At 63.6% G+C, this 23,243-nt stretch carries 26 protein-coding genes; 15 read left to right on the top strand and 11 right to left on the bottom strand.

What is annotated here, in order from left to right:
- Positions 1 to 29: 29 nt before the first annotated feature.
- The gene (locus ACX80A_RS12460) at positions 30 to 1,043 is read right to left on the bottom strand and encodes an AfsR/SARP family transcriptional regulator (RefSeq protein WP_459260057.1); all 1,014 of its coding nucleotides are present in this window, start codon (positions 1,041 to 1,043) and stop codon (positions 30 to 32) included.
- Positions 1,044 to 1,424: 381 nt separating this feature from the next.
- On the opposite strand from ACX80A_RS12460, the gene ACX80A_RS12455 reads away from it, so the two are divergent.
- Together ACX80A_RS12455 and ACX80A_RS12450 are read left to right on the top strand one after the other, a co-directional pair.
- On the top strand, positions 1,425 to 2,099 hold the full coding sequence (locus tag ACX80A_RS12455; protein WP_459260056.1) for a GAF and ANTAR domain-containing protein: 675 nt from the start codon (positions 1,425 to 1,427) through the stop codon (positions 2,097 to 2,099).
- A 32-nt stretch (positions 2,100 to 2,131) separates the two neighbouring features.
- Entirely contained in the window at positions 2,132 to 2,845 is a 714-nt protein-coding gene (locus ACX80A_RS12450) for an ANTAR domain-containing protein (protein ID WP_459260055.1), read from the top strand.
- Here the strand turns inward: ACX80A_RS12450 and ACX80A_RS12445 are convergent.
- From ACX80A_RS12445 to ACX80A_RS12430, 4 genes are all read right to left on the bottom strand, one after another.
- A complete protein-coding gene (locus ACX80A_RS12445; protein ID WP_459260054.1) occupies positions 2,832 to 3,086 on the bottom strand; it encodes a hypothetical protein in 255 nt (84 codons plus the stop codon). The genes ACX80A_RS12450 and ACX80A_RS12445 overlap by 14 nt on opposite strands.
- Positions 3,087 to 3,157: 71 nt before the next feature.
- Positions 3,158 to 3,709: a hypothetical protein gene (locus ACX80A_RS12440; RefSeq protein WP_459260053.1), complete on the bottom strand. Its 552-nt coding sequence runs from the start codon at positions 3,707 to 3,709 to the stop codon at positions 3,158 to 3,160.
- A gap of 341 nt (positions 3,710 to 4,050) precedes the next feature.
- Entirely contained in the window at positions 4,051 to 4,770 is a 720-nt protein-coding gene (locus ACX80A_RS12435) for a CDP-alcohol phosphatidyltransferase family protein (protein ID WP_459260052.1), read from the bottom strand.
- A 16-nt stretch (positions 4,771 to 4,786) separates the two neighbouring features.
- Positions 4,787 to 5,221: an SRPBCC family protein gene (locus ACX80A_RS12430; RefSeq protein WP_459260051.1), complete on the bottom strand. Its 435-nt coding sequence runs from the start codon at positions 5,219 to 5,221 to the stop codon at positions 4,787 to 4,789.
- Positions 5,222 to 5,293: 72 nt separating this feature from the next.
- Here ACX80A_RS12430 and ACX80A_RS12425 point away from each other — a divergent pair, with 72 nt between their 5' ends.
- From ACX80A_RS12425 to ACX80A_RS12405, 5 genes are all read left to right on the top strand, one after another.
- Positions 5,294 to 6,301 (top strand): zinc-dependent alcohol dehydrogenase, encoded by a 1,008-nt coding sequence (locus ACX80A_RS12425; protein ID WP_459260050.1) that lies wholly within the window; start codon positions 5,294 to 5,296, stop codon positions 6,299 to 6,301.
- 41 nt (positions 6,302 to 6,342) lie between these two features.
- The gene (locus ACX80A_RS12420; RefSeq protein ID WP_459260049.1) at positions 6,343 to 6,741 is read left to right on the top strand and encodes a 6-pyruvoyl trahydropterin synthase family protein; all 399 of its coding nucleotides are present in this window, start codon (positions 6,343 to 6,345) and stop codon (positions 6,739 to 6,741) included.
- 7 nt (positions 6,742 to 6,748) lie between these two features.
- Positions 6,749 to 7,819 (top strand): glycosyltransferase family 4 protein, encoded by a 1,071-nt coding sequence (locus tag ACX80A_RS12415; protein WP_459260048.1) that lies wholly within the window; start codon positions 6,749 to 6,751, stop codon positions 7,817 to 7,819.
- The gene (locus tag ACX80A_RS12410) at positions 7,816 to 8,739 is read left to right on the top strand and encodes a hypothetical protein (protein ID WP_459260047.1); all 924 of its coding nucleotides are present in this window, start codon (positions 7,816 to 7,818) and stop codon (positions 8,737 to 8,739) included. Before ACX80A_RS12415 ends, ACX80A_RS12410 begins: the two co-directional genes overlap by 4 nt.
- Positions 8,740 to 8,805: 66 nt before the next feature.
- Positions 8,806 to 9,738 (top strand): lysylphosphatidylglycerol synthase transmembrane domain-containing protein, encoded by a 933-nt coding sequence (locus tag ACX80A_RS12405; RefSeq protein ID WP_459260046.1) that lies wholly within the window; start codon positions 8,806 to 8,808, stop codon positions 9,736 to 9,738.
- Here ACX80A_RS12405 and ribA read toward each other — a convergent pair.
- Complete coding sequence (ribA, locus tag ACX80A_RS12400) at positions 9,640 to 11,025, bottom strand: GTP cyclohydrolase II (RefSeq protein WP_459260045.1); 1,386 nt, start codon at positions 11,023 to 11,025, stop codon at positions 9,640 to 9,642. The two genes, ACX80A_RS12405 and ribA, sit on opposite strands and share 99 nt — an antisense overlap.
- 282 nt (positions 11,026 to 11,307) lie before the next feature.
- On the opposite strand from ribA, the gene ACX80A_RS12395 reads away from it, so the two are divergent.
- Positions 11,308 to 11,694, top strand: a complete 387-nt coding sequence (locus tag ACX80A_RS12395; protein ID WP_459260044.1) for a hypothetical protein — start codon at positions 11,308 to 11,310, stop codon at positions 11,692 to 11,694.
- A gap of 15 nt (positions 11,695 to 11,709) precedes the next feature.
- Here ACX80A_RS12395 and ACX80A_RS12390 read toward each other — a convergent pair whose 3' ends face one another.
- Both ACX80A_RS12390 and ACX80A_RS12385 read right to left on the bottom strand, forming a co-directional pair.
- On the bottom strand, positions 11,710 to 12,789 hold the full coding sequence (locus ACX80A_RS12390; RefSeq protein WP_459260043.1) for a winged helix DNA-binding domain-containing protein: 1,080 nt from the start codon (positions 12,787 to 12,789) through the stop codon (positions 11,710 to 11,712).
- Between the two features lie 37 nt (positions 12,790 to 12,826).
- On the bottom strand, positions 12,827 to 13,732 hold the full coding sequence (locus ACX80A_RS12385) for a phosphotransferase (RefSeq protein ID WP_459260042.1): 906 nt from the start codon (positions 13,730 to 13,732) through the stop codon (positions 12,827 to 12,829).
- A 145-nt stretch (positions 13,733 to 13,877) separates the two neighbouring features.
- Here ACX80A_RS12385 and ACX80A_RS12380 point away from each other — a divergent pair, with 145 nt between their 5' ends.
- The 5 genes from ACX80A_RS12380 (at position 13,878) to ACX80A_RS12360 (ending at position 18,001) form a co-directional block, all read left to right on the top strand.
- On the top strand, positions 13,878 to 14,489 hold the full coding sequence (locus tag ACX80A_RS12380) for a VOC family protein (RefSeq protein WP_459260041.1): 612 nt from the start codon (positions 13,878 to 13,880) through the stop codon (positions 14,487 to 14,489).
- 157 nt (positions 14,490 to 14,646) lie between these two features.
- Positions 14,647 to 15,252, top strand: a complete 606-nt coding sequence (locus tag ACX80A_RS12375) for a hypothetical protein (RefSeq protein ID WP_459260040.1) — start codon at positions 14,647 to 14,649, stop codon at positions 15,250 to 15,252.
- An 89-nt stretch (positions 15,253 to 15,341) separates the two neighbouring features.
- Positions 15,342 to 15,881 carry an RES family NAD+ phosphorylase gene (locus ACX80A_RS12370; protein WP_459260039.1) on the top strand — a complete coding sequence of 180 codons (540 nt, stop codon included), beginning with the start codon at positions 15,342 to 15,344 and terminating at the stop codon, positions 15,879 to 15,881.
- 478 nt (positions 15,882 to 16,359) lie between these two features.
- Positions 16,360 to 16,827, top strand: a complete 468-nt coding sequence (locus ACX80A_RS12365) for a DUF4383 domain-containing protein (protein ID WP_459260038.1) — start codon at positions 16,360 to 16,362, stop codon at positions 16,825 to 16,827.
- A 91-nt stretch (positions 16,828 to 16,918) separates the two neighbouring features.
- Entirely contained in the window at positions 16,919 to 18,001 is a 1,083-nt protein-coding gene (locus ACX80A_RS12360) for a fatty acid desaturase family protein (RefSeq protein ID WP_459260037.1), read from the top strand.
- Positions 18,002 to 18,009: 8 nt separating this feature from the next.
- Here ACX80A_RS12360 and ACX80A_RS12355 read toward each other — a convergent pair whose 3' ends face one another.
- A complete protein-coding gene (locus ACX80A_RS12355) occupies positions 18,010 to 18,669 on the bottom strand; it encodes a HutD/Ves family protein (protein WP_459260036.1) in 660 nt (219 codons plus the stop codon).
- Positions 18,648 to 19,499 carry a MurR/RpiR family transcriptional regulator gene (locus tag ACX80A_RS12350; protein ID WP_459260035.1) on the bottom strand — a complete coding sequence of 284 codons (852 nt, stop codon included), beginning with the start codon at positions 19,497 to 19,499 and terminating at the stop codon, positions 18,648 to 18,650. Before ACX80A_RS12350 ends, ACX80A_RS12355 begins: the two co-directional genes overlap by 22 nt.
- Before the next feature lie 111 nt (positions 19,500 to 19,610).
- Between ACX80A_RS12350 and ACX80A_RS12345 the strand changes: the two genes are divergently transcribed.
- Together ACX80A_RS12345 and ACX80A_RS12340 are read left to right on the top strand one after the other, a co-directional pair.
- Positions 19,611 to 20,636 (top strand): ornithine cyclodeaminase family protein, encoded by a 1,026-nt coding sequence (locus ACX80A_RS12345; RefSeq protein WP_459260034.1) that lies wholly within the window; start codon positions 19,611 to 19,613, stop codon positions 20,634 to 20,636.
- 5 nt (positions 20,637 to 20,641) lie between these two features.
- On the top strand, positions 20,642 to 22,189 hold the full coding sequence (locus ACX80A_RS12340) for an aromatic amino acid lyase (RefSeq protein ID WP_459260033.1): 1,548 nt from the start codon (positions 20,642 to 20,644) through the stop codon (positions 22,187 to 22,189).
- On the opposite strand, the gene ACX80A_RS12335 is transcribed toward ACX80A_RS12340, so the two are convergent.
- Complete coding sequence (locus ACX80A_RS12335) at positions 22,119 to 23,153, bottom strand: LacI family DNA-binding transcriptional regulator (protein ID WP_459260032.1); 1,035 nt, start codon at positions 23,151 to 23,153, stop codon at positions 22,119 to 22,121. The two genes, ACX80A_RS12340 and ACX80A_RS12335, sit on opposite strands and share 71 nt — an antisense overlap.
- Positions 23,154 to 23,243 lie beyond the last annotated feature (90 nt).

Raw genomic sequence — 23,243 nt, 5'->3', positions numbered from 1 at the left:
GCCGTGTATTCGAGGTCGTTTGAAAGACCCTAGGCCGTTGGCGTCGCGCGGATCAGGAATGACGTGATGATTTCGCGGGCGTCCCTGATGTTGCGGGCGTCCATCAATGCGCTCCGAACAGAGGGCGTCGACTGCACCGTACCTAAAGTGTTCGTCTCCAAACGGTCCGAAAGCTGGCGATGAAGGACGAGGATGGCCGACAAAAGCGGTCCCAGCTCATCCTCCCCGGATGCTGTTGCGCGAAGAAGCCGAGCGTAAGCGTCCTGCAGGACGGAAGCCGGAGCACAGCCCAGTTCCCGGGCGAAGGTCTGCCGGCATTGTTCATAACATTGCAGTCCTTCCGCAAACTGCGCATTCTGTTCTAATCCGAGGATGAGCGCAGTCCAGACACGTTCATTCAGCAGGTCTGCTGACAAAGCCTGTTTTGCCCAGGTCACGGACTCGGCAGCTCTTCCCAGGAATGCCGCAGCCTCGGCGGCGAGGACGCATGCCTCGGCAACCCGTGCCGCATGGAGCGCGCGTTCCTCGTCTGCCCATGCGGGCCGAAGCTCATCGCCAAACAGTGGTGCGTGGTTCAGACTCAGTGCAGTGCACAGCAATTCGTAGGCCCCCGCGGGGTCAGTGCATCGGTGTGCCGCCTTTAGACGCGAGGCAAAGAGATCGAGGTCGAGGTCAACGAGCTCGCGATCCATGACATACCCGCCCCCAACGGTCCGCAAAGGCCCAGCCTTTCCCGCGCCGGGTTGAATGTTACGACGAAGAACGCTGATGTAGCTTTCGAGGGTCGCTAACGGCTCTGCTGGCGAGTTTCCTCCCCAAAGGCGCTCAATCAGCCGATCTTTGGACACGGGATGTCCAACCTGCAGGAGAAGCAGCTCCAGGATCTGCCGGGGTTTAGGTCCGCCAAGCTGCCGCGCGTTGAGCACTGTGTCACCGCGCCTTACGATGAGGCTTCCGATGATCTGGATAGTGAGACGACATGGAATGACTGTCGGTTCATCGACGATGGGCCGACTTACAGCGAAATCTACTGACTGAGTCATCTTCGAGGCCTTCAACTAAAATGTAGATGCTGACAAGGCCCAATCTAGGAACTTCCTGGCCCGCGCACATGAGTGGCACCTACCTGACTTTTCGCGGATCCTACGTAGGACTACTTGTTTTCCACTCTCCGCGTACGCAAGGTCTGGCGAATAGTACGCGGATCAGTGCACGGACGCGTGTTCGGTGACATCTATTCCTGCTGCATCAAATGCGTCTAAAATTAGAGGAATTTCAAGTTCGGCACGGTTTGCCCTACTGCCCTGGGAGTCGGCGGCCGTGAGGAAGGGCGAGGAGGATGCTGTCCGCTTTGCGCGCCCCGGGTGCACAGGCACCCTCCCTTGCTGGCGCGACGTCGTGCACGTTTGGATTGGTGTGGACCAATGGCTGATGGAACGGCATCCGCGCTGGAAAAAGTGTGTTCCACCGTAGGTACTTCGTTTATCGACGCACTGCCGGTGTCCGGAGCCGCCCTGTCCGCGTTCGGCGGATCGCTACAGGAAACCACTTTATGGGCGAGCGATGCCCTCGCGGCCCGGCTGGATGAACTGCAGTTCGATCTGGGTGAAGGTCCACGGTGGACTGCCATCCGTTCCCGGGCACCGGTGCTCGTTCCCCGGGTGCGTTCAGACTCCCATAGCAACTGGCCAGTATTCGGTAATGCTTTGCTGGAAACAGACGCACAGGCCCTCTTCATCTTCCCGCTGGCTATCGGCGTCATGGACATTGGGGTGGTCGAACTGTACTGCACCAGTCCGGGTCCCCTGAGTCGATCTGATCTTGCAACGGCGCGATCCCTCGCCGACGGTGCGGCCTGGACTTTGTTGCGTAGCATCCTTGCGTCAGACCCCGACGACGGCGAACACCGGTCTTATTCATGGATGTCCCGCCGGGAAATTCATCAGGCTACCGGGATGGTGCTGGCGCAGACTGGCGGCACGGCCGCCGATGCTTTGCTGATCCTGCGCGGCCACGCATTCGCCAACGGGCTGACCCTCCGCCAAACCTCGGACGACGTGTTGGGTAGGCGAATAGATTTCACCCCCTCTATGCTCTGATGGAAACAACGGGAACTTGATAACATCGTGGTATGGACATGGCCACCCGGTCTAGCCGGGTCAGCGCTGCCTTCGTTAAAATTGCCGACACCCTGGTCGGTGATTACGACGTGCTGGACCTGCTCTACACGTTGGTTGAGCAGACCGTCGAGTTGCTTGATGCCACGGCCGCTGGGTTGATGCTGGCTGGCCCGGATGGGGTGCTCCAGGTGCTGGCATCCACCAGCGAAGAAAGCCAACTGGTTGAGGTGCTCCAGCAGGAATCCGGTGCCGGGCCCTGTATCGAGTGCTACACCACTGGGGTCCCGGTGACCATCCGCGACATCGCGGGAACCAAGGACCGCTGGCCTGAGTTCAGGGACGCGGCGACATCACAGGGATTTCGTTCGGTTCACGCCTTCCCGCTCCGTCTACACGGCAGAACTATCGGGGCAATGAACCTGTTCCGGACCGACGTCGGAGAACTCACCGAAGAGGACGTAGCGATCGGACAGGCGTTGGCTGACGTGTCGACCATCGGCATTCTGCAAAAACGCCTGGTCCGGGAATCGGAGGTCGTCAATGAGCAGTTGCAGGAGGCTCTCAACAGCCGAATTCCCATCGAGCAAGCCAAGGGCATGATCGCCCACCTCCAAAACGTTGACACAAACGAGGCATTTCATCGTATTCGACACTACGCACGGGCCAACCAGCGGAATCTCCACGAAGTGGCAGAAGCCCTGTTAAACCGGACTATAACCATCTAAGCCCCACGGCGTGCACAACCTTGGTGGCGGCGGTCATGGTCGCGGCGTCACGCCGGTCGAGTTCTTCGGTCAGGAATTCTTTTCGGCATTCCGTTTTCGGGTCGGACGTACCAAAAGCCCGGAACTCCGTTTCGAGTGCCCGGTGTATCCGGCTGTTCAGTACTTGGACCTCTGTGTCATCGAGACTGGTGAGGTCAACGGGAAACGGGTCTTCCGGTGAAATCAAGCTCTTGTAGTCCATAACCATTCTTCCTTTCAGGGGATCCTGTTGATTAGCGGAAATTCGGTATGTGGGCAGCCGCTAGAGGCCGCCTAGACAGCGCCCTTGCGGGGGTTTTTTAGTGTGGGGGCGAAAAACTTTTCGGGGTCTCCAGAGGCGCGAGCACCGGATTTCACCCACGCTGCGAAGGCTGCCGGGTCGCGGCGCTCTAGTTCATCCAGGCAGTCTCCGCGCAGGGTCCCTAACCGGTTCAAGTCATGCGCTGTGCTGGCGCGGATCACCACGAGGTAGGTGCAACGCCAGATCCGGCAGAGGTCAGCCTCACTGAGCTGGCGGACCGGCTGGGAAAAGAGGGCCGGTTCAGGTCTGCGAGAGGCGGCCGTTCTGTCGTGCCACAGGGCGGTGGTGTTGTCGTGCCACAGGGCGGTGGTGTTGTCGTGCCGCACGGCGGTGGCTGCGGGCGAATCAGGAACGCGGTGTGGCTTTCCCAGGAGCCGGTAACACCAAGAGATGACCGGTGGGAAGGTGGCCGCGGCGAACAACGCCAGCACCAGGACCAGCACTATTCCTCCCAGGAACGCCGCCAGGCCAACCGCCAGCACGATACTCCAGACCGTTGTCCAGGCTTTCCGATAGCTTTCCACCCCTGATCCGCCTTCCGTGCGTGGTGTGGTGTCTGTTTGCCCGGACTAATCGCCCAGTACGCAGCAAATACTCACAATTGGTGCTAGCGAGTGAGCCTTCATCGGGCATGCTGAATGCGCCCGGGAGCCTAATGCGATTGTCGAGGCACGCAGTCTCTGCGGATCCTGAACATGGATCTGACGCCGGTTACCCGTCGAAATCATGTGAACTGTCCCCTTGATAGCAGCCATTTATTGGACGGGCTGCCGGGGACTGGGGCAACAATCTAAGCATGCTTTGTGCTACAGCGCCCTGTCAAGGTTTCGCAGCGGCTTTGGGAAACTGCTGCCGTTCCGCCAGGTCAGATTGCCCCCAGGGCGGCCTTCCGTTCCAACGCCACCACGTCCCGTCCAAACGACAGACACAGCAACGCGAGCGCGGCCGCAGCTAACGACGTCGCGAACGCCACCGGCACCAGCGGGACAAGCACTACCACCAGCACCACTGACTGGGTGGCGGCTACAACTCTGCGAAATTGGCTGAACTCCAGCTCACGCCTGAGTGCCGGACGGAACCAAGACGCAGCGACATACAGATACCGCATCAGCCCGATCAGCAGCGCCCACCAGCCGACGGTCATGGCGACGGGGACGGAGAGTACCAGCAGCAGGATGGCATCAGTTTCCATATCGAGGCGAGCGCCTGCTTTGGAGGCTGTGCCGGTCCGTCTGGCCACCGCCCCGTCTACAGCGTCCAGCAGCACTGCCGGCGTAGCCAGCAGCACCAACCACCAGGACCGGGTGGGAACCGTACCCCAGAACGACAGCACCACGATGGTGGCGCACCCACCCGCAAGCACCGCCCGGAACAGCGTGACGCGGTCAGCTGGTCCCGAATAGGAGGGTTGACGTCGCACTACACTCAGCGCGGCCACCGTCACCAGCGTCAGTCCAGCCACCACCGCCGCCAGGTTGGTCACCGTGTAGGAATTGTTCACTGCCAGCAACACAATGCCGACGCCGATCGAGCCCAGGACGGCGGCCGACGCATCGAATCTGGCCCGCCGACTTATCTGCGCCACTGGCTTGCCTGTCGAACTAGACGAGCGAGTTCAGTTTGTCCCGCAGACCATTCAATGCAGGGTCACGCAAGGAGTTCAACGCTGGCTTCACGAAGGGCTGAGCAATCCGGCGAAAGCCCTTCAACTCGAACTCTGCGGTGTAGGTAACGTCGCTGCCCGACCCCGAAGGGACGACGTCGATGGAATCAAACGAGACCAGTGTTTTGTTTTCTCCGCGCAACTTGATGTGGCCTTCGCGCAGTTCGGTTACCTCATACTCGATCGGCTGACGCTTTCCGCGGAACTCCGCCTCAGCATGGTATCGGTGGCCAACAGCCACGGGGCCGATGGACCGCTTCTCGACCACTGGAGTGCCTGGATCCCATTCGCTGGTGTGCTCAAACTCGGAGAGAAAGGCGAAAGCTTTTGACGGCGAGAGGGGTGTGCTGATGGTTCCCTTGACAGTAATCATGTGCCCAGCTTACTGACGAACTTTGGCAAAAGGTTGGGAACCCGCATTGGGCTCGCAGGGCATAATCAAGTTATGGACAGCACTTCTTCTGAGCACAGCCAGTCGTACTGGACCATCAAGCCCGGCCACGGCGAACTACGTACGGCCCCCCTGCCGGCGCTGGAACCCGACCATGCACTGGTCCGCACCCTGTATTCGGGAATCAGCAGGGGCACCGAAACACTGGTCCACGACGGACGCATCCCACCCGAGGTGGCCGCCCTGATGGAGGCCCCTTTCCAGGAGGGCACCTTCGGCGGCCCAGTGAAGTACGGTTACCTATCGGTTGGCGTTGTGGACGACGGACCTGCCGACCTCGTGGGCCAGCGGGTTTTCTGCCTCTACCCCCATCAGGACCTGTACGTGGTCCCGGTTTCCGCCCTCACCGTGATTCCCGACGGCGTCCCGAGTGAGCGCGCCGTGCTGGCTGGCGCCGTCGAGACGGCGGTCAACGCCCTCTGGGATTCCCGGCCATGCATCGGCGACCGGATCGCCGTCGTCGGCGGTGGCATGATCGGCGCGGTGGTGGCGACACTATTGCGGCGGTTCCCGTTGGACCGACTCCAACTGGTGGACCCGGACCCCTCCCGCGCTGACCTTGCACAACAGTTGGGGATCGACTGGGTGCCCCCGAACGATGCTCTAGGTGACTGTGACATCGTGTTCCACTGCTCCTCCACGGCGGCCGGCCTGGCGCTGGGGCTCGGCCTCCTCGGCGACGAAGGCGAGGTGATCGAAATGTCCTGGTACGGCACCGACGTGCCCGAGGTACCGCTGGGTGCCGATTTCCACGCCCGACGGCTCAGCATCAGGGCAAGCCAGGTGGGAGCCATTGCTGCCCCGCGCAGAGCCCGGCGAACCCACCAGGACCGGCTCGCAGTCGCCCTGGACGCCCTCAAGGATCCAGCGTTCGATGCCCTGTTAAGCGGAACCTCTCCGTTCGAAGACCTTCCCAACGTGATGCGCGACCTCTCCAGCGGCGCCCTGCCCGCCCTGTGCCATGTGATCACCTACCCGGGCGCCAACGAATCCCCCAGCTAGACCCGTACGGCGCCGCCGACAGCCCTACCTCGAGGAGATCCATGTACCGCCTGACCGTCCGCGACCACGTGATGATCGCCCACAGCCTGCCCGACCCATTCTTCGGCCCAGCCCAGGGACTGCATGGCGCCACACTCGTGGTGGAGGTGACGTGGCGGCGTCGTGAACTGACGGAACATGCCGTGGTGATCGACATCGGCGAAGCAACCGCCATGCTCGGCGAGGTGCTGGACGGCCTGCGGTACAAGAACCTTGATGAGCATCCCGACTTCGACGGCGTCCTTTCCACCACCGAAGCCGTTGCCCGCTACATCTCCGACGAGCTCAGTGGACGCTTCGACACGTCGCTCTTCGCCGGGCTGGACGTGGTGCTCCGCGAACACCCGGACGCGTGGGCTGGCTACTCGGCGGACTTCACCGCAGCAGACGTCCCGGGCTAGTCACGACATGGAGCTGGGTCTGGTGATTCCGGGCGGTCTGGGCGGAATCAGCGGCGGCACCATCTACAACGACCACCTGGCCGCCGCGATTGGTGAAGCCGGACATCTCGTCGCCAGCTCCCCGGTACGCGGCGACTGGCCGAATGCCTCACCGGAGGACCATCAGGCGCTGGCAGTTGCGCTCCGCCAGGAGCCGGTGGTCCTGGTCGATGGGATTATCGCGTCCGCAGCACCCGAGGCGATCCGCGCAGCCGTCGACGCCGGAACCACCGTCTGGGTACTGCTACATCTCCCACTACCCGCGGAAACCGGTCTCTCCAAACAGGAAATGGCCGCTTTCGCCGCATCCGAGGAAGCAGCACTGCAGTCAGCCAGCGGTGTGATCTGCACCAGCAGGTGGGCGCGGAACGACCTGCTCCGCCGCTACCAGCTGGACCGGGTGCACGTGGCGCCTCCTGGAACCGAACCCGCGGCGGTCGCCGCGGGGAGCACTCCCCCGCACCTGCTGATGCTGGGGTCCCTGACGCCCCGGAAGAACCACACGATGGTGCTGACTGCGCTCGCCGAGGTTGCCGACCTGCCGTGGACCGCCGCTTTTGTGGGCGGTGCAGGCCCTCAGGGCAGCTCCCACGTAACGGTGCTGAAGGACCTCGCCGGCCGCTTCGAACCTGGCCGGGTGACGTTTCCCGGGGTTTTGCAGGGGTCAGGGCTAGACGCCGAATGGGACCAGACTGACCTGTTACTCCTGCCCTCGGTAGCTGAAACTTTCGGAATGGTGGTCACCGAGGGACTGGCCCGCGGGGTGCCCGGTGTGGTGGGCGCTGGCACCGGCGCCGTCGAGGCCCTCGCCGGCGACACCGTAGGCATTACCGGTTCTGCCCCTGATCGTGCTTCGGGGATGCTGCCTGGCGGCGTCGTCGACCCCCACCATCCAGACGAGCTAGCCAGGCTGCTGCGGGTCTGGCTCACCGACCAGGCCTTACGCCAATCCTGGCGGGACGCCGCCCTGCGCCGTCGCGATACACTGCCGACATGGGCCAACACCGCGACAATGCTTCTGGACATCATCCATCAGTGACCGCAGCAGACCCCGATGCACTCCGTCCGATCAGCAGCGACTGGCTCGCGCTGCGTCGCCCCGCGGACGAAGCCGCCCGGCAGGCCAGCCGGCCCCTCATCGCCGGGCTGCAGGCTTTTCTCACCGAGGGTAGGCTGCCCAACGACGACGACGCCCGGACAATCCGGATTTTCGACCTCGGAGCGGGTACCGGAGCCAACCAGGCGTGGCTGGCCCCGCAGCTGAACCCGTCCCACCCGTCGCTGTCCTCACCGTCGCTATCTCAATCGTCACTGTCTCAACCGTCACTGTCCCAGCACTGGATCCTGATTGACCACGACCCTGGCCTGCTGGAGCACACGCTGAGCGCTCCCCCGGTTGACGGCGTCACCGGCACCGAAGCAATGATTGCCGGGATTGAAGACCTCGGGCGGATCCTCGGCGAAGCGACCCCGGAGGACGGACCCCGGTTCGTCACCTGCTCGGCCCTGCTGGATCTGCTCACCCCGGCGCAACTCCGGGCCCTGTGCTCCGCCCTGGCTGAAACGAAGACTGCCGCGTTGTTCAGCCTCAGCGTCACCGGGGTCATGAGCATTCAACCCGCGGATCCCCTTGACGACTTGCTCAACGACACCTTCAACACCCACCAGAATCGCGGAGGCCGCGCCGGTCCACGGGGCGTTGACCTCACCGCCGGGTTCCTCGCCGAGGCTGGCTTCACCGTCAGCACCGTCGAAACACCGTGGCACCTCACAGCCGATCATGGCCAACTCATTGAGCGGTTCCTCAACGACCGGGCCGCCGCCATTCTTGAAGAAGACCCCGACCTTGCCGACGACGTGGGGCAATGGCTATCTCGTCGGAGTGCCCAGGCCGCGGAGGGCTCACTACGCCTGACCATTGGTCACCGGGACCTGTTGGCTTTGCCGCCCCGGCAGTGACCACCCAACCGTGACTCCCCAACCATGACTCCCCAACCATGACTCCTCAACTGTGACTCCTCAACAATGACGCGCCGGATCTGGCTGGCGATTCTCCAGGCCACCTGCGCCGCAGTGCTGATCTACTACCTGGTGCAGACCTTCGGCACCGCACCCTTTACCGCGGGAGCAGAAGCACTCACGGTTTCCTCGGTTGCCGCAGCACTGGGACTCGGGCTGCTCGGGACCGCAGCCCAAGCTCAACGCTGGCGGCTGGTCTCCAACGGATTCGACATGCAACTCCCCCGGGGTGGCGCCCTCGTCGAATGCTACGAGGCCTCATTCCTGAACTCGGTGCTGCCCGGCGGGCTCGCCGGCGACGCCTTCCGCACGGCCCGGCAGCGGTCAGCCTATCGGTCCACCTGGCTGAGCAGCATCGGCTCGGTGCTGGGCGAACGCCTGGCCGGCACCGTCGTGGTACTCCTCGCCGCCGCGGCAGCACTCCTCACCACCGACTGGCGGCTTGCTGCCGCTGTTTCCGTCGGCTCGGTCCTGGTACTCCTTGCCGCAGGACCGTCCTTGCGGCGGCTTCCCGGCCGGACCGCCGTCGCCGTGTGGGCGCTCTCGGTGCTTGGCTGGGCGTCCTACGCGTCACTGTTTGCGGTCTCAGCCACACTGACGGCACCCCAGGTGAACGCGTCCGACGTCGTCGTTCTCGCAGCGATCTGCCTGGCCGGAATGTCCATTCCCCTGAGCCTGGGCGGGTGGGGTCCGCGCGAGGGAGTAGCCGCGCTGGCGTTCATGATGGTCGGGTACCCGGGCGCCCTGGGGCTCGAGGTGTCGGTGGGCTACGGACTGCTGGCGCTGGTGTCGGTGCTGCCCGGCGCCGCACTGCTGCTGGTGCTGGCCGGTCGCGGGCTCCTACGCAACAGAGGCGGGAACAGTGGCCGAGAAGTCGAACTCGGTGCAGATATCCCTGCCAAATTCGAAGCGCCGCACCGGAGCGGTGAGGGCCTCTGACAGCGCATCGCTGCCGGTAAACCGGATACCCGGCACGCCGTCGCCCACCAGGATGGGCGCACACGTGAGGTACAGCCGGTCGAGCGCACCCGCCTCCAGGAAGCGTGACACCGTCTGCCCGCCGCCTTCCACCAGGACCCGCGGGTGACCGAGATCCGCCAGCAGGTCAAGGATGTGCCGTGGCTCGAACTCCTCGGCCGACAGGCGCCGGACGTGCACCTGCGCAGCGAGGTCTATCGGCACGACTGTCTCGTTGCCAACCACCCAGAGGGTGGGAGCCGCGCCGTCGGTCAGAACGGAGGAGGTCAGGGGGATCCGACCCCGCGGATCCAGCACCACCCTGACCGGGTTGGGTCCTTCAACGGCGCGGACAGTGAGCTGGCAGTCGTCGGACGTGACTGTTGATGCTCCAATAACCACGGCGTCCACGAGCGCGCGAAGCCGGTGCAGGTGTTCACGGTCTTCGCTGCCGGTGACGAACCGTGCGTCGCCGGTGCGCGACGCGATAAACCCATCGAGACTCTGCCCGAGCTGGCCAATCACCAGCCGGCCCTCCGGGCGGATCGCCTGGACCAGGGGGCCGTACCGCGTAAGCAGTTCGGAGGCGAGCCCGTGAACAGACCCCCGCGGGAGTACCCCCTCAGTGAGCTGGCGCCACACATCCTGGGCGGGTTCGCCGTCGTGCCTCATCCGGGCGCGCTTGGCGGCAATGTAGCCTGCGTTCTCGGGGCGCTGCGTCACGTTCAGCCCGCTGCGTCCGGTGACCGTGATACCGCCACTCTCCAGCGCCTCCTGCTTGGCCGGGTTGGAGGAGAGCAGCCGGATTCGAGTGATACCGAGATCGAGAAGGATCCCGGAGCTTTGCCGGTAGTCCCTGGCATCGACCGGGAGACCGAGGGAAGTGTTGGCGTCCACCGTGTCCGCCCCCTGGTCCTGCAGCGCATAGGCGCTGAGCTTTTCGAGGAGGCCGATGCCTCTGCCCTCGTGGCCCCTGACATAGATGACGACGCCGGCGCCTTCCTCGCTGATGCGCTGCAGCGAGGCAGCTAGCTGTTCACCGCAGTCACAGCGGTAGGAGCCAAGTGCGTCTCCGGTAAGGCATTCGGAGTGGACTCGCACCAGTGGCACGGTTCCCTCGATATCACCGCGGACCAGGGCAACGTGCTCATTATCCTTGGCATCGCGGTAGCCCACCATCCGGAACACGCCGTAGCGCGTTGGCAACACTGTTTCAACAGTACGTTCTACCTGTGAGGCGCCCCAGCCGGGAGCCGAACTGATGGACATGAGTCCACAATAGGCGACCAACGAGACATAGGATCCTCCTCTTCGCTGCCGGCGATCTTGTCACGAAGTGGTCCCAGACCGGCGAGATCCATTACAGTCGAATAAAGAAAGCATACTGACTGTTGCCTGGATGTCCGGAGCTTACTATCGTCGGAATCAGGAACCGGCTGTGTGCTCGGGGCGTTAACCCCAACAGCTAAGCCATCCGGCCAGTACACGATGTGCCGGTGATGCAGTACGGGCAGCCCGCTGGGGTGCTGCCTTCGTTCAACGTAAGGCAGCATGGAATCGCAACGGCCATCACCCACCGGACGCCGCCTGGCACGCTCCTACGCCGCGCAAGCTGGCAACCTCGCCGTCATGGTTGGCGCCTCCGAAACTCCTGACGCCTCCAGGATCCCCCGCCGCCGGATTGAGAGCTCCGAGCAGCGACTCTCCGGATTGGAAGCACTGCGGCATCCGCTGGTTCGCGCGGTGCTCGATGCCCGCGAGCTATGCGAACGGACCGCCACCCACCCGCTTGCTGCCCAGCCCGATGGAGTAGCCATTGCTCTCGGTTCGGCACCGGTCCTGTCCGCACCGACGTTTGGACAGTTGCTGCTGTGCGCGGCGGTGAAGGATCTCGAAGAGCTCGACGACCGCCTGCACGAGGCACGGCTCGAGAACTAGTTTCAGCGCGGCTTGTTACGTGGCGGCGATAAACCTCTCGTAGGAGCGTCCCGCCGCGAGGAACGCCCGCTCATCCCGCATCGACATTGGCTCGAACGGATCGGCGACTGGGCTACCGGACCGGTCCGCAGATCTGCGCCAGGTCCCGGTGACCCGGCCGTGCGTTACCACCGTGGGCCTAAACACCCCGTTGCCGCCAGGGACTATACGCTGCGCGTACTCGGGCACGAGCACCGGTGAACGGTCCTGATAACCGATAACGTACTCATCAAATGCGGGCAGAAGAATCAGGCCTGAGGAGCGCGGCTTGTCCTCGGATCGCGTCGTAGCCACCCAGTAGGCGATGTCGTCGCAGATCAGCTCTGTCAGGTGGCCCCGGACCACTGCCAAACCGACCTTCGCGTCGGCAACCGTCAGTTTGGACCACCAGACGAAATCCCGGAGTGTAGCCGGACCGTGCCCAGTGAAGTAGCCAAGGACAAAACGGCCCAGCGCTTCCTCCCGGTCCAGCTGGGCGCCGGAGGGTGCCCACTCGTCAAGTAACACCAGCGCCTGCTGCGTGCCGGCGGGAGGACCCCAGCAGAGTGTGCCGGCCTGCGCCAGATACCAGATCAGGTGGTAGCCGCGTTGGCCGCCGGTGTCGATGCCTGCCGCATTGAGCGCAGAAAGGAACTCGTTACGGCCCAGCTGTCTGCCGCCAGCCAGCACCGTCAGGGCGACACCGCGTGCGCGCTCGAGGGTCGTCTGGTCGAGCCCCAACTCGCGATGGCGGGCAGCAGCGCCGGCAACCAGGCGTTCTGCGGTGAGACTGAGAAGCCAGCGCAGATCGGCCGGGAGCACGAAGTGCAAGGTACCGCGCATGGGCCACGACCGGATGATGTCGCCGCGTTGAAGCGCCGCAAGGACATCGTCCCGGGTTGAGCCGGGCGACCGCAGACCAATAGCCCACAGCGCCTGGTTGAAGTCCTGCGCCTGCATCGCCAGGAGACGGTCGACGACATCCCGAACCGGTGGCCGGGCGCCGTCGTCGTTCCGGATCAGTTGGGCGGCAAGCCGTAACTGGAGCAGCCGCTTCCGGTCTATCGTGCAGCTCATTGCACCCGCCTTTCCGGCTCGTTGCCGCGATCGCTTGTCAGCGCGGGGTCGAGCTATCTTCAATGAGCCGCTGCAAGGTGTTCCTGCCGAGCGCGTTCATCATCGGATTAGTCTCCTTGTAATACCAGACCAACCCCATTGCCTGGACGAACGCCCAAGCGGCGCCTCGAAGCCACTCCTCCATGGTGATCTGCAGTCGCGAGCGCACATGACCCCGCCGGTCATCGTCGAGCAGGTGCCAAGCGGCAACAAGGTCGAGCGCCGGGTCGGCGGGTCCAAACCCGCCAGCATCCAGTATCCCGACGATGCGATCCCCTCGGACGAGAATGTTCGCCGGGTTCAGGTCCTTATGACTCATCACCGCCGACCTGGCCGGCGGAAGGCCACGAAACGTCCGCCACATGGAGCTCAACACGGGAACGTCGACCAGACCACCACTGCGTGAGAAACAGGTCCTCATCCAGTCATCATGATCATCGATCACACCCCCACGGCCCTCGCCGGTGAAGGTCCTACCGTGCGTATCGGCAGCCCTCAATGACGAGAGCAGTAACTCAATGTCTCCGGCGAACGCATCCGAGTCGCCCAGTCCAGTGGGTGTCGCGGTGTCACCCTCCAACCAGGTCTGCATCACGAACGGCATCGGGTAGGACTGACCCGGTCGACCGAGTCCGATCGGGCGAGGTGTAGGGAAGGGGCAACTCGCCGCGAATTCGAGCGCCGCGTCCACCTCCCGCCGCAACCATTCTGTCGCCACAACGGGGTCTGTTGCCCGGAGAGGGAACCGGGCGGCAGCGCCCTGACCCACCCGGAAGATGGCGTTCACCGTCCCCATAGAGTCGAACGGTTCGACATCATCCGAGTGAAACTGCGGAAAATTCTCGTAGACCAGCCGGCGCGCAATCTCTGCATCGATACTGACCTCGTCCTCGTGCATCGCCATCCACCTACCTAACCACGCACGGTGCGCCACGGGGCTCAATCGGTATCGAATGATCGCCGGAACAACCCTTATAACCATGAAAACCAGAACCATCCGGCTCGACCACAAATCAGCTTAGGCGTGTTAGAGATGACGCATGCGAATAATGTCAGTTGAATTCGAAACAGAAGATCTCCCCCGTGCAGAAACGTTCTACGGCTCCGTTCTTGGCCTCCCCACCACCCGGGAGAACGGCACCCTCACCATTCGGGCGGGCACGTCGACGATCATCCTCAAGGAGGGGGCCCGTGATCAGGGCAGGCAGCATCTTGCGTTCACCATCCCCCGACTCATGTTTGACAGCGCCAAGCAGTGGACAGCCCGGCGTGTTTCCCTGCTTCTCGACGCCGACGGCCAGGACGAATTCGAAACGTCACCACACTGGAACGCACATTCCCTCTACTTCGCTGACCCAGACGGCAACATTCTTGAGTTCATCATCCGCAGAGCCATCCTCGATGACCAGGCTGGGCCGTTCAACCCAAGCACGTTCAATGCATCAGCGAAGTCGGCATCGCCGCCGACGACGTTCCGGCGATGGCGTCAGCTGCCAGGACAGTTCTCGGCGTCGACCTGTACGGTAGCGGGGCGCCAACATTTCAACCCGTCGGAGATCCTGAAGGTCTGCTCATACTGGTCAATCGTGGCCGGCCTTGGTTCCCCACGCCCACGCCGAGCGGGGCCAGAAAACTCGTGCTGCACATCGAGAGCGGATTGACCGGAACGCTGGAACCGGCACCCGGAATCACTATTCACTCGACTGGGCTGCCTGCATCAACGGTCAACTGAGATTGCGCGCCAGCGGGCACCCCGAACCAACCCCTCCCACAATTAACGGCACTGGCATATACTGTGGGAAAGCGAAAGGCGCCGCAATGACGATCGACAATCCGGGTACTTCGGCCACGGAACATGCCCGGCCGCCAAGCGTGGAGGAGTGGTTAGCCCGTACATCCCTCTCGTTCTCCCCCGCCGACCTGATCGACGCCTTGGAAAATTTACAGAACAGGAATTCCGGGGCCAATCTTCCAGCCCGTGACCGCACGTTCTGGGAGGCCCATTCTGGGCTTTCCGCCACACGGAAGGACGTTGCGCGCTCCTCGGCGCACAGCACCGCAGCGCGCGTTTTAGGGGACGCCACATCACACTCTGCCGCAGACGTGGCCAACCGGCTTGGGCTGTCGCCGTCCACCATCAGGCACTACAAGGCGGAACGGAAGTTGTTCTCCTACCTAATCAACGGGCGCATCGTCTTCCCGGACTGGCAGTTCACCCCCGCCGGCAAAGTGATGCCTCGCCTGGATCTGATACTAGGAGCATTACCGGAGCTGCACCCGCAGGCCGTGGCGGGGTTTTTTCTGACGCCACAGCCTGACCTTGAGCTCGACGGAGAGCCCGTCACGGTGAAGGCATGGCTGGAGGCCGGTGGCACCGCGGAACCCGTACTCAACATGGCCGCCGCGCTGGCGGTTGGATATTGATTGCAGACCAGTACCCGCCTTCTACTGATGAGCTTCGGGCCCTCGGCTGCGAGACGGTTGTGCTGCCTGCCGGAAGTATTTTGTGGCGCGTGCATTTCACCTCTTCGGCGTTCATCACACCCTGGAACAGGGTCCGAACCTGGGGCCCTGTCGTCAGCTCCCGATGGGACCCCCATCCACTCCCCGAGGCCGACTACGCGCCACTCGGAGCTGCCTACCTCGGCGACGACGTGTTGACATGTCTGGCAGAAGTGTTCCAGCAGACCAGGTTCGTCGACGTGGACCGGAACGATCCGTATGTGACGGCACTCAGAACTACTCGTGACGTGGCAATCGCCGACCTTCGAGGGTTATGGCTTACCAGGGCCGGAGCATCGGCGCAGGTCGCTTTGGCCAAGAAGGCCCGCACCCGGGCCTGGGCTCGTGCTATTCATGACGCCTGGCCACGCCTGGCCGGCGTCGTAGCTCCCTCTGCAATGGCCGGCGGGCGCCCGGTTACAGTCCTGTGGACGGACGATTCAATGCCTGCAGCCCCGGAGTTCTCCGCCCCCTTGAAATCTCCCGCCGTGCTCCGAGACATCGTCGCAGCAGCCGGGATGATCGGCTACCAGACCAGCGTCGTCTTCTGACGCCACTGATGCTCCCGGTACCGCGCCGTTCATCTCATTGACACCCATCACACTGAGTTCACGCGTGGTAATTTCGATGCTTGCGCTCGGCGTGCAGGCAACGCGAAATCCGGGCCGCACTACGGCGATAGGCCAGGAAAGGGCTGTCGGCTGACGTTCCACAAACACCCCTCTTGTATTCAGATCCTAAGCATGCTTACATTGTCGAACGGGTGATTCCAGAAATCTGCTTGCCTATTCGAGGTATCCAAACCACGACGGTAACGAAGATGGCTCATCCCGTTCCACGCTGCAGTCGAAATTGTGAGTTTCCGTAGCCCGGACCCGCTACGAAACTTGTTCCGTTCTAATGATCCTTTCGGCTACGCCTACCATGACTTCACTCTTCGCCCATTGCTCGGCGGCGGGTTCACCAGCAACGCCATCTAACTCTCGTCAGTATTCAAGGAATCCGAATACGTAGCTTTAGGAGCTAATCATGACCACGCATCACAACAGGGTCGACAGCACCCGCGACAAGACGACCATGCAGAAAGCTGCAATGGCCATAGGCGCTGTGTTTCTGCTCGTTGGTATCCTCGGCTTCGTTCCCGGGGTCACCAGTCAGATGGACCAAATCGGCATGGCAGGGCACGAATCCGAAGCGTTGCTTCTGGGCACGTTTCAAGTTTCGATCCTGCACAATATTGTCCACCTACTCTTCGGTATCGCAGGCCTGGCGCTTGCCCGTACCTACTCGAACGCCAAGAACTACCTCCTCGTTGGAGGCGTGATCTATTTGGTGCTCTGGGTTTACGGACTGGTGATCGATCAGAACTCCGATGCTAACTTCGTCCCGTTGAACGATGCGGATAACTGGCTGCACCTGTTCCTGGGCATCGCGATGATCGGCCTGGCGCTGATCCTTCGCCGGAAGACGGACCACAACACCGCCAACCGGACCTAAGAAGCAACAGCAACTGTAGGGGTCCCGCTCACCGGCAGGACCCCTACGGTTTTTTTACCGACCGGGGGTCTCGTTCACTAAGGATCAAACAATGAGCACTACCATCCCTACCCGTAGCGTCCGCGTTTCGAAGCCCAACGACCTTGTCGCTTCCTATTCCACCCTGCTCAAGCAGGTGCGCAAGGAAGGTCTGCTGAACCGTCGCCGCCGCTTCTACGTCGCGGTCTTCACTGCCCTCGCGGTGACCATGGGCGCCGCCTGGACGGGGTTCGCCCTACTCGGCGACACCTGGTTCCAACTGCTGATCGCCGCCGTCCTCGGCATCGTCTTCACCCAAATCGCGTTCCTGGCCCACGAAGCATCCCACCGGCAGATCTTCAAGACCCGCGGCGCCAACGACTGGACCGGACGGATCCTGGCAGCCGGCATCGTCGGCATCAGCTACCAGTGGTGGATGAACAAACACACCCGCCACCACAACGACCCCAACGTGGTGGGCAAGGACCCCGACATCGAAATCGACACCATTTCCTTCACCACGGAAGACGCCGCGAAGGCCACCGGACTCCACGCCTGGATCACCCGCCGCCAAGGCTACCTCTTCTTCCCCCTCCTCACCCTTGAGGGACTGAACCTGCACGCCAAGTCGATCGCCACCCTCTTCCGCCCCGGAACCGTCCAGGGCCGCTGGATCGAACTCGCGCTCCTCGCGGTCCGGTTCGGCGCCTACCTCGGCATCCTGTTCTGGTTCCTGCCCGCCGGCATGGCATTTGCCTTCATCGGCGTGCAACTGGCCGTCTTCGGCATCTACATGGGAGCGTCCTTCGCCCCCAACCACAAAGGGATGCCGATCATCCCGAAGAACAGCAAACTCGACTTCTTCCAAAAACAAGTCCTGACCTCCCGGAACATCCGCGGCGGGTCCTTCGTCAACAACGCCTTCGGCGGGCTGAACTTCCAGATAGAACACCACCTGTTCCCAGACATGCCCCGCCCACACCTACGTCAGGCCGCGCTCATCGTCCGCGAACACTGCGAACGCCTCAAAGTCCCCTACACCGAAGTCGGCATCACCGCTTCCTATGGTGCAGTGGTCTCCTACCTCAACCGGGTAGGGCTAGCGGCACGCGACCCGTTCGACTGCCCGATGGTCAACAAATACCGACACCAGTAAGCACCAGGTTAGGCGTTCTGTAACTCCGACCGATTCCTGTCCGTCTGATGTGGTAATCGACGCACCCGAGCGGGGGCTTGTGACTGATTGGGCGAGATTGCAGCCATGGCCAGGTTGCCGTGACCCGTGAAGTCGGCCGATCCGCCGTCAATCACCACAGCATCGTGCGGCTGCAGCAGCGTTCCGCGGAAACTCACGTCTCCTGCCAACACAACGACGACGACGACGGCCTCAGTCCCAATCACCTGACCGGAAGCCAGCTCGCGATACTGCAGTCCACCGGAGAACGCGGAGCGGCGGGTCATCAGGTTCAGGTCGAGCGTCGGAACGGTCACGTCCACCGCAGTAACCTCATTTTCGCCGGCAAACTGGTGCACCTCGTACTGACGAAGGCTCACCGGGTGTCCGTTATCCACCAATCCCAGGCCCTGGGGCGACAGTGCCATCAGGGAACGATCCACGCCGGGGAACGCCGAGAAACCGCCACCCCTATCAATCGTGGCAATACTCAGTCGCCAGTCAAAGGGGTTGCTACCGGTGGTGGAGGCGGCTCCGTCGTCGGGACGTAGCACCAGCTCGGTGGTGTGACCCCCACCGTTTTTCCACTGCACCCGCCGGTGCACCAACGCCGGAAGCAGGATGGCGCTCATCGCTGGCCGTGGGCCCACCGCTCCACCAACTCTTCGTGGGCCTCGAGGAGTTCCTGGGTGCGGTGGGGATCTCGGGCGGCGAGCGCGTCGAGCAGGGAAATGGCGAGGACGACGGCTGCCGCGTGGGAGTCGAACACCAGATCGGTGCCCATCGGTGCGACCAACAGGGCGTCGACGTCGTTGGCAAACGGCACCAGCGGGCTGTCTACGATGGCCACCGTCGCCAGCCCCAGTGCTCGTGCCTGCGCCAACGCGCGGACCGTCGCGGCCGGGTAGCGGGGCATGACGAAGGCCACCACGGCGGTGGCGCCGTTGCGGTGCAGCTGGAGAATCGCGTCGTCCATGGAGGCGGCATCGGAAAGCACATGCACGTCGGGCAGCACCCGACGGCCGAAATAGCCGAGGTACTCGGCAAGGGCAGCCGAAACCCGCAGGCCGATGATGCCGAGCGGCTGGGTGCCCGCGAGCAGATCGATGGCTTTCTGCATCTGGTCACTGGCGATGGTCCGCTCGAGTGCCCCGACGTTCTGCTGCTCGAATTCGAGAATGGTGGGCCGCTCGACCCCTGCACCGTTCAGCGGCGCGGACTTCCCGCGCACCACATCACGAATGGCATTCCGGAATTCGGGGTAACCGGGGTAACCCAGCGCAGTGGCCAGCCGGGTGACGGTGGGCTGGCTGACCCCGGCCGCTTCGGCGACGTCGATGGTCGAGGCAAACGCGACGTCCGGCAGGGAAGAGAGCATGTACTGAATCACTCGGCGCTGGGTGGGCGAGACCCGGTGGCGATGGGCGAGGTCAACTAGCCAATCGTGCGCGCGGTCAGCAGATGATTGGTCGCTCAGCACAGTCAGTCCCCCGGTTTCGGTAACCTCATCGTTTGGTGATACCGCTCACTATGAATAGCATGATACACAGTCAGGCTACGTGCATGAAACAATTCATATTCGGAGGTTCGGATGTCCCACCAGAGTCACCGCGAAATCTGGCTAAGGTTTCTCTCCGGTCCGGATATCGATTCTCTTGCCCTCACCCGCCCCGAGATCATCAAAGCGGTGGACGACGTCGTCGCCTCCCATGGCAGGGGTGAAACGGTTTTCGAGCCGCGCATGCACCTGGTGCCCAACAACGGCGGAATCGGCCACTTCAACGTCCTGCGCGGGCACGTCTCCAACCTGGGGGCCCAAGGCATTAGCGGCGTCAAAGTAGTGGGCGACTTTGTCCCCAACTACCTGCAGGGACTTCCCAGCGAACTTGCCATGGCGACCCTGTACGACCCCACCACCGGGGTGCCGCTCTGCGTCATGGATGCCACGCTGGTGACCGAGGTGCGCACGGGGGCAATGACCGCCGTCGGCGCCAAGCACCTGGCCCGGAAGGATTCCAAAATCCTGGGACACGTGGGTGCCCGCGGAACGGCATTCTCCAATGTCACCATGCTGGACAGCATGTTCGACTTCGACGAGATCCGTGTGACCAGCAAGCGCGCAGCATCCAGGGAGGCGTTCGCCGAGCAGCTACGCGCCGAGATCAGCACTCCCGTGCGCGTGGTGGACACCGCGGAGGAGGCTTTCGACAACGCCGACATCCTGGTCGAGGCGTCCCGCCTCAACGAACCCACCCCACTGTTACGGACCGCAGCGGTCAAACCAGGCGCCTTTGTGGTCCCCTACGGCACGGTCAGCGCCGTCGAAATCGACCTGCTCGACGTGATGGACAAGGTGGTGGTGGATGACTGGCGCGAGGCGCAATCCGGACGGTTCGGCGCCCTGCGTCTGCACGTGGATACCGGAAGACTCTCCCCCGAGACGCTCTACGCGCAGCTCGGCGAAATTGTCAGCGGCCAGAAGCCGGGACGCGAATCCGACGAGGAGCGGATTCTGTTCTGGCACCGCGGTCTGTCCATCCTTGATGTGGCGGTGGCTCACCTGATCCTGACCAAGGCTGAGCAGTCCGAGACCGGAACCATGCTGAGGTACCGGTAATCGCCATGCACGCCGTCCCTGGCCACGCCCTGCACCTCCCGGTGTTGCGGATCTCGCACGCCGAGCAACTCGACGCCGCCGCTGTTGCGGATATCGCCGGCGGCCGGCCCTTGCGCCTCGAGCAGCCCCTGCTCGACCGGATCTCGGCCCGACGCCGCGAAGTACTCAACCTGCTAACTGACGGAAATGCTGTCTACGGGGTCAACACCGGGATGGGCGCGGCCAGTGAGGTCCGCCTCGATCAGGCGGCACAGACCAGGCACCAAAACAACCTCATGCTGGGCCGCGCCGTCGGATCGGCGCCCTGGCTGACCGCACCGGAAACCCGGGCCGTCATTGCGGTGCGGCTACGGACCTTCCTCTCCGGTGATTCCGGTGTGTCGGAGAACCTCTGCATCAGGTTGGCGGAGCTGCTCAGCGCCGACATGCTGCCGGCCATTCCCCGCACCCGGATTGGTGCTGCCGGAGAGATCATCCCACTTGCCCATCTGGGCGGGGCAATGACGGGGTCCGGCGAGTTCCTGGCCGACGGCTCGGCGGTAGACGCTGCGGTAGACGCTGCGGCGGCGCTCCGGGCGGCCGACATGGATCCCTACTCCTTTGGGACCAAAGAGGGCGTCGCCTTGATCGAGGGGATACCGGTCACCACGGCGCTCGCCATTCTCCGTGCCGATGAAGCCCGGCTGCTCGCCGCCCAGGCTGTCGCCCTTACTGCCGCGGAGGTCTGCCTGGTGGGGGCCAGCCGCGATCCGTTTGACCCCGCTCTGGCCCGTGCCGACGTCGGGCTGGGCACTGTCCTGGGCGCCATCCGACGGCTGTCCGGACCCGATCCGCAGCCGCGTACCCTGCAGTCACCCCTTTCGTTCAGGGTGCTGGGGTCGGCCGTCGCCCAGTTGCTGCGGTCCATCGCATCGGTGGAGGATGCCGTCGAGCGCGCTCTGAATGGTGTGACCGATTCGCCGGCTTACCTGAATGGGCGATTCATCGGAACTGCTGGCTTCGACGGGTTTGACCTTGCTGCCGCCCTGGACGGGCTGCGCCTGTCCATGATTCATGTGGCCGAGACGTCGGCCGCCCGCGTCCATCGCCTGCTGGATGAGAAATTCACTGGGCTCCCCCGGCAGCTGTCCGGCCAGCCCGGCCTGCACGCCGGGATGGTGGCTGTACACAAACGCACGGTCGGCGTCGTTCACGGTCTGGTGGCGACCGCGCGGCCTGCGAGCCTGGGTGCGATTGAGACCTCCTTCGGCCAGGAGGATGTGCAAAGCTTCTCGGCTGAAGCAGCGGAGGCCTGCTGCCACGCTGTGATGGGACTCCGCGACGTGCTGGCGTGTGAACTGCTGACGGTTATCCAGGGTGTGCGGCTGGCGGATCGCCCGTTGGAACACATTGACCGGCGCCTCGGAACCCTGGTGGACGACGCGTCCGCCCTCCTGCCCGAGGGTACCGACGACCGTGCCTACGGTAGGGACATCACCCTACTCAACGAACTGCTGGTGAGCGGCTGGGGCCGTTGGGTGTCAACGGATGAGCTGTCGACGCCCGCGCAATAAACACCGGCCGGAACATCACCTGCCCGCCAGCGGTACCGAGGCCCTCGGGGGAAGTGAGGGCGTTGACCGCGGCGTCGACGATCGCCTGCTCGTCCCAACCGAAGGTGGTCAGCTCCGGGCTGACCAGAGAGGCAAGCTCGCTGTCATCGAAACCGAGGATTGAGAGCTCATCGGGTATCGAGAGACCGAGGTCCCGGGCCGCACGGTAGGCCCCGAAGGCAATCGAATCACCCAGGCAAAACAGCGCCGTGGGCCTGTCCTCCCCTTCTAGCAGCCGGGCCGCGGCGTGGGCCGCTCCTTCGACTGACGACGGCGACGGCGACACCGTGACCGAGAGCCCCATGGAATCCCCAAGGCTCTGGGCGAGCAGCTCGGCGGGTCGACCCGGCGTCGTGGGCAGTGTCGGCGCCAACAACCCGACCGTTCGGTGGCCCAGGTCGGCGAGGTGTTGCAGTGCCGTGCCAACCCCATACTCGTTGTCGAAGAGGACGCTTTCCGATGCGGGGTGGGCCGTCAGCGCATCCCCGATTGACACAATCCGGGTCTGGGCCGGTACCTCGGCCCAGTAGTTGGCGGAGGGATCCACGGGGAGCGCGATCACCCCGTCAACCCGCTGGGCAGCCAGGGAGCGGAGCACGTCCTCTTCGCGCTGGGGCGAACCGTCGACGTCGGCGATGATGGAGGAGAGGTCCTGTGCCCGGAGCGCCTCGGAGAGCATGACCGCAAGACCCTGGCGCCACAGGTCGCGCAGCGATCCGACGATGGCCACGTTACCGCTACGTCCGCTGGCGAGCGCCCGCGCGATCGGATCGGCCGAGTACCCCAACTCCTCTGCAAGGGCCTGGACCCTGGCCTGGGTGGCTTCCGAGCCCCGGAGCCCCCGCAGCGCGTAGGAGGTCGCGGCCTTCGACAAGCCTGCGGCGTCGGCGATGTCCTGGAGTGTTTTTCGCTGGGCCCCGGTCATTCGACCAGCATACGTGGGACGCGGCCCACCCCCGCTCGACAAGGTAGATCTAGCGACCTGAAGAGCCTCTGGTTCGCCTGATGTAACTTC

Source organism: Arthrobacter sp. TMN-50 (assembly GCF_054511125.1).
Note: the sequence above shows the minus strand (reverse complement) of the source record. Positions and strands in the feature narration are given on the sequence as shown.